Here is a 5,000-nt window from a genome sequence, read left to right as displayed (position 1 = left end):
AGTCGGAGTTGCTAGTAATCGCGAATCAGAATGTCGCGGTGAATGCGTTCCCGGGTCTTGTACACACCGCCCGTCACACCATGGGAGTCGGAAGCACCCGAAGCCAGCTACTTAACCAGAAATGGAGAGAGCTGTCGAAGGTGAAGTCGATGACTGGGGTGAAGTCGTAACAAGGTAGCCGTATCGGAAGGTGCGGCTGGATCACCTCCTTTCTAAGGAGAAAAGCTTCTATACTGTTTAGTTTTGAGAGACCTTCGATGAAGGTTTTTCAAAAAGAAGTAATTTAATATGAAGCTCGGCTAATCTTTGAGTATTACAAACTACACCAAATTAAAATTTGGGAAGTTGTAACATGGGGGCGTAGCTCAGTTGGGAGAGCACCTGCCTTGCAAGCAGGGGGTCAGGAGTTCGACTCTCCTCGTCTCCACCACAAACAAATGCCATCAAGTACCAATTGACATGAAGATAAAAAGATGGTAATATAGTATTCCGGCCAAAAGGCAGGAAGAACAAGTGTTCTTTGAAAACTGCAAAGTGAGAAATAAAGTTAAGTAAAGAAATTTACAAGCATCTTTTAAAGGTCAAGCTAGTAAGGGCAAAGGGAGGATGACTTGGCACCAGGAGCCGAAGAAGGACGTGGTAAGCTGCGAAAAGCTACGGGGAGCCGCAAGCAGGCAAAGATCCGTAGATGTCCGAATGGGGAAACCCACTTGAAGTAATATTCAAGTATCTGCTAGTGAATAAATAGCTAGTAGAGGGGATACCAGGGGAACTGAAACATCTAAGTACCCTGAGGAGTAGAAAGAAAAATCGATTCCCTAAGTAGTGGCGAGCGAAAAGGGATAAGCCCAAACCGAAAGTTTACTTTCGGGGTTGAGGACATAGCAAAAAGGAGAGGTATCGTAGTAGAAGATGACTGGAAAGTCAGGCCAAAGAGGGTAAAAGCCCCGTATACGAAACGAGAAGACTCTAAGCTATGATCCAGAGTACCACGGGACACGTGAAACCCTGTGGGAAGCAGGGGGACCACCCCCCAAGGCTAAATACTACCTGGTGACCGATAGCGCATAGTACCGTGAGGGAAAGGTGAAAAGAACCCCGGGAGGGGAGTGAAATAGAACCTGAAACCCTTTGCTTACAAGCTGTGGGAGCACGTTAAAGTGTGACCGCGTACTTTTTGTAGAACGGGCCAACGAGTTATGATATGTAGCAAGGTTAAGGACTAAAGGTCCGGAGCCGAAGCGAAAGCGAGTCTTAATAGGGCGAAAGTTGCATGTCATAGACCCGAAACCGAGCGACCTACCCATGGGCAGGATGAAGCGGAAGTAAAATTTCGTGGAGGTCCGAACCAATTGACGTTGAAAAGTCACTGGATGACCTGTGGGTAGAGGTGAAATTCCAATCGAGCTCGGAGATAGCTGGTTCTCGCCGAAATAGCTTTAGGGCTAGCCTCGATTAAATGAGTTACGGAGGTAGAGCACTGAATGACCTAGGGGCCTTCACCGGTTACCAAAGTCTATCAAACTCCGAATGCCGTAAACTTAAGATCGGGAGTCAGACTACGAGTGATAAGATCCGTGGTCAAGAGGGAAAGAGCCCAGACCATCAGCTAAGGTCCCAAAGTATACGTTAAGTGGAAAAGGATGTGGGATTGCATAGACAACCAGGATGTTGGCTTAGAAGCAGCCATACATTTAAAGAGTGCGTAATAGCTCACTGGTCGAGTGATCCTGCGCCGAAAATGTCCGGGGCTCAAACGTATCACCGAAGCTATGGATGTAGAAATACATGGTAGGCGAGCGTTCTATGTGGGTAGAAGCTATACCGGAAGGAGTAGTGGACTGCATAGAAGTGAGAATGTTGGCATGAGTAGCGAGAGGCAGGTGAGAATCCTGCCCGTCGAAAGCCTAAGGTTTCCTGAGGAAGGTTCGTCCGCTCAGGGTAAGTCGGGACCTAAGCCGAGGCCAAGTGGCGTAGGTGATGGACAACAGGTTGAAATTCCTGTACCACCAAGAATCGTTTGAGAGAAGGGGGGACACAGGAGGATAGGTCAAGCGCACCGTTGGTTGAGTGCGTCTAAGCAGGTAGGGAGAAAAGGCAGGCAAATCCGCTTTTTCATAGATCCCGAGATGTGATGGGGAGCGAAAAATAAGTAGCGAAGTGACTGAATCCAAACTGTCGAGAAAAGCCTCTATCGAGATTTAAGGTGCCGTACCGCAAACCGACACAGGTAGGCGAGGAGAGAATCCTAAGACGAACGGGAGAAGCATTGTTAAGGAACTCGGCAAAATGACCCCGTAACTTCGGGAGAAGGGTGCGGGATGTGTGAAGGCTTCGCGCCGTAAGCATAACCCGGCCGCAGAGAATAGGTCCAAGCGACTGTTTAGCAAAAACATAGGTCTCTGCTAAGTCGAAAGACGACGTATAGGGCGACGCCTGCCCGGTCTTTGGAAGGTTAAGGGGAAGTGTTAGGGTTAAGCTCGAAGCACAGAACTTAAGCCCCAGTAAACGGCGGCCGTAACTATAACGGTCCTAAGGTAGCGAAATTCCTTGTCGGGTAAGTTCCGACCCGCACGAAAGGCGTAACGATTTGGACGCTTGTCTCAACAATGCACCCGGTGAAATTGTAATACCAGTGAAGATGCTTTGGTTACCCGCGACAGGACGGAAAGACCCCGTGGAGCTTTACTGCAACTTGACATTGGATTTTGATACTACATGTACAGAATAGGTGGGAGACTAAGATACTAGGACGCCAGTCTTGGAGGAGTCGACGTTGGGATACCACTCTTGTATTATTGAAGTTCTAACCATGAGCCATGATCTGGTTTTGGGACACTGTCAGGTGGGCAGTTTGACTGGGGCGGTCGCCTCCTAAAGAGTAACGGAGGCGCTCAAGGTTCCCCAAGACGGTCGGAAATCGTGCGAAGAGTGTAAAGGCAGAAGGGAGCTTGATTGCGAGACAAACAGGTCGAGCAAGGACGAAAGTCGGACTTAGTGATCCGGTGGTATGAGTGGAAGGGCCATCGCTCAACGGATAAAAGCTACCCCGGGGATAACAGGCTTATCTCCCCAAGAGTCCACATCGACGGGGAGGTTTGGCACCTCGATGTCGGCTCATCACATCCTGGGGCTCAAGTAGGTCCCAAGGGTTGGGTCGTTCGCCCATTAAAGTGGTACGCGAGTGGGTTCAGAACGTCGTGAGACAGTTCGGTCCCTATCCGTCGCGGGCGCAGGAAATTTGAGAGGAGCTGTCCTTAGTACGAGAGGACCGGGATGGACGTACCGCTGGTGCACCAGTTGTTCCGCCAGGAGCACAGCTGGGTAGCTAAGTACGGAAGGGATAAGTGCTGAAGGCATCTAAGCACGAAGCCCCCCTCAAGATAAGATTTCCCACCCGAAAGGGGTAAGACCCCAGAGAGACTATCTGGTAGATAGGTCGGAGGTGTAAGTGCAGTAATGCATTAAGCGACCGATACTAATAGGTCGAGGGCTTGACCAAAAAGATGAAAGCTTTAAAATCTCACTTGTAGTTTTGAGAGAACACTCTCAATAAATCGTGACAATAGCGAAGGGGTCACACCTGTTCCCATACCGAACACAGAAGTTAAGCCCTTCGGCGCCGATGGTACTTGGCGGGCAGCCGCCTGGGAGAGTAGGTCGTTGCGGTTTAGATGTTCCAAAGTAGCTCAATGGTGGAGCAACCGGCTGTTAACCGGTAGGTTGGAGGTTCGAGCCCTCTCTTTGGAGCCATTTATATGCCGAGGTGGCGGAACTGGCAGACGCACAGGACTTAAAATCCTGCGGTCCTTCAAGATCGTACCGGTTCGATTCCGGTCCTCGGCACCAGTTTTAAATATGAAACTCAAATTATGCTGAGTATTACACTCACACTAAATCGGAGATTTAGGTGATTGCAATATCGCGGGGTGGAGCAGTTGGCAGCTCGTCGGGCTCATAACCCGAAGGTCGTAGGTTCAAGTCCTGCCCCCGCAACCAAATATATATGGCGGCATAGCTCAGCTGGCTAGAGCGTTCGGTTCATACCCGAAAGGTCACAGGTTCGACTCCTGTTGCCGCTACCAAATGTAGGGCCCCTTGGTCAAGCGGTCAAGACACCGCCCTTTCACGGCGGTAACAGGGGTTCGATTCCCCTAGGGGTCACCAAATATGGGCGCATAGCTCAGCTGGGAGAGCACCTGCCTTACAAGCAGGGGGTCACAGGTTCAAGTCCTGTTGCGCCCACCATATTTTAAACAAGTGGTCCGGTAGTTCAGTTGGTTAGAATGCCAGCCTGTCACGCTGGAGGTCGAGGGTTCGAGCCCCTTCCGGATCGCCATTTTAAAACTAAATTAGTAAATATATTAATGCTGGCATGGCTCAACGGTAGAGCAAATTTAACTTGTAATCGCAGGTTGTAGGTTCGATTCCTATTGCCAGCTCCATAAAAAATGGAGGGATTCCCGAGTGGCCAAAGGGGGCAGACTGTAAATCTGTTATCGACGATTTCGAAGGTTCGAATCCTTCTCCCTCCACCATTTTAATTATATATATGCGGGTGTGGCGGAATTGGCAGACGCACTAGACTTAGGATCTAGCGGGCGACCGTGGGGGTTCAAGTCCCTCCACCCGCACCAATTAAGCGGAAGTGGCTCAGTGGTAGAGCATCGCCTTGCCAAGGCGAGGGTCGCGGGTTCGAGTCCCGTCTTCCGCTCCATTTCTTTGTCTTTTTTAAATAGACTAAATAGACATGGTGGATGTAGTCAAGCGGTTAAGACACAGGATTGTGGCTCCTGCATGCGTGGGTTCGAATCCCATCATCCACCCCAAGATAAAAACATTGGGATATAGCCAAGTCGGTAAGGCAACGGACTTTGACTCCGTCATTCCCAGGTTCGAGTCCTGGTATCCCAGCCATAGAGATGATCCATTAGCTCAGTCGGTAGAGCACCTGACTTTTAATCAGGGTGTCCCGCGTTCGAGTCGCGGATGGATCACCA

Annotated in this window: 15 tRNA genes and 3 rRNA genes (1 of these 18 running past the window's edge); all 18 read left to right on the top strand. The window is 50.0% G+C overall.

Annotated elements, in window-relative coordinates:
• Window positions 1-212 (top strand): 16S ribosomal RNA (locus tag HZR23_RS00090) (it extends 1,306 nt beyond the left edge of the window).
• A gap of 142 nt (window positions 213-354) precedes the next feature.
• Window positions 355-430: transfer RNA gene (locus HZR23_RS00085), tRNA-Ala, on the top strand.
• Between the two features lie 149 nt (window positions 431-579).
• Window positions 580-3,502: ribosomal RNA gene (locus HZR23_RS00080) — 23S ribosomal RNA — on the top strand.
• 53 nt (window positions 3,503-3,555) lie between these two features.
• Window positions 3,556-3,672: ribosomal RNA gene (gene rrf / locus HZR23_RS00075) — 5S ribosomal RNA — on the top strand.
• Together the 16S, 23S and 5S rRNA genes with 15 tRNA genes alongside form the textbook arrangement of a ribosomal RNA operon.
• Before the next feature lie 6 nt (window positions 3,673-3,678).
• Window positions 3,679-3,753 (top strand) — tRNA-Asn (locus HZR23_RS00070).
• Window positions 3,754-3,760: 7 nt separating this feature from the next.
• Window positions 3,761-3,849 (top strand) — tRNA-Leu (locus tag HZR23_RS00065).
• 74 nt (window positions 3,850-3,923) lie between these two features.
• A tRNA-Met gene (locus HZR23_RS00060) sits at window positions 3,924-3,999 on the top strand.
• 9 nt (window positions 4,000-4,008) lie between these two features.
• Window positions 4,009-4,085 (top strand) — tRNA-Met (locus HZR23_RS00055).
• 7 nt (window positions 4,086-4,092) lie between these two features.
• A tRNA-Glu gene (locus HZR23_RS00050) sits at window positions 4,093-4,167 on the top strand.
• A gap of 5 nt (window positions 4,168-4,172) precedes the next feature.
• A tRNA-Val gene (locus HZR23_RS00045) sits at window positions 4,173-4,248 on the top strand.
• A 14-nt stretch (window positions 4,249-4,262) separates the two neighbouring features.
• Window positions 4,263-4,339: transfer RNA gene (locus HZR23_RS00040), tRNA-Asp, on the top strand.
• 30 nt (window positions 4,340-4,369) lie between these two features.
• Window positions 4,370-4,445 (top strand) — tRNA-OTHER (locus tag HZR23_RS00035).
• 8 nt (window positions 4,446-4,453) lie between these two features.
• Window positions 4,454-4,538 (top strand) — tRNA-Tyr (locus tag HZR23_RS00030).
• A 16-nt stretch (window positions 4,539-4,554) separates the two neighbouring features.
• Window positions 4,555-4,637 (top strand) — tRNA-Leu (locus tag HZR23_RS00025).
• 5 nt (window positions 4,638-4,642) lie between these two features.
• A tRNA-Gly gene (locus HZR23_RS00020) sits at window positions 4,643-4,717 on the top strand.
• A gap of 36 nt (window positions 4,718-4,753) precedes the next feature.
• Window positions 4,754-4,829, top strand: a tRNA-His gene (locus HZR23_RS00015).
• A gap of 12 nt (window positions 4,830-4,841) precedes the next feature.
• Window positions 4,842-4,917: transfer RNA gene (locus HZR23_RS00010), tRNA-Gln, on the top strand.
• A gap of 7 nt (window positions 4,918-4,924) precedes the next feature.
• Window positions 4,925-5,000: transfer RNA gene (locus HZR23_RS00005), tRNA-Lys, on the top strand.

It is taken from the genome of Serpentinicella alkaliphila, assembly GCF_018141405.1.
GTDB classification, from domain to species: domain Bacteria; phylum Bacillota; class Clostridia; order Peptostreptococcales; family Natronincolaceae; genus Serpentinicella; species Serpentinicella alkaliphila.
Note: the sequence above shows the minus strand (reverse complement) of the source record. Positions and strands in the feature narration are given on the sequence as shown.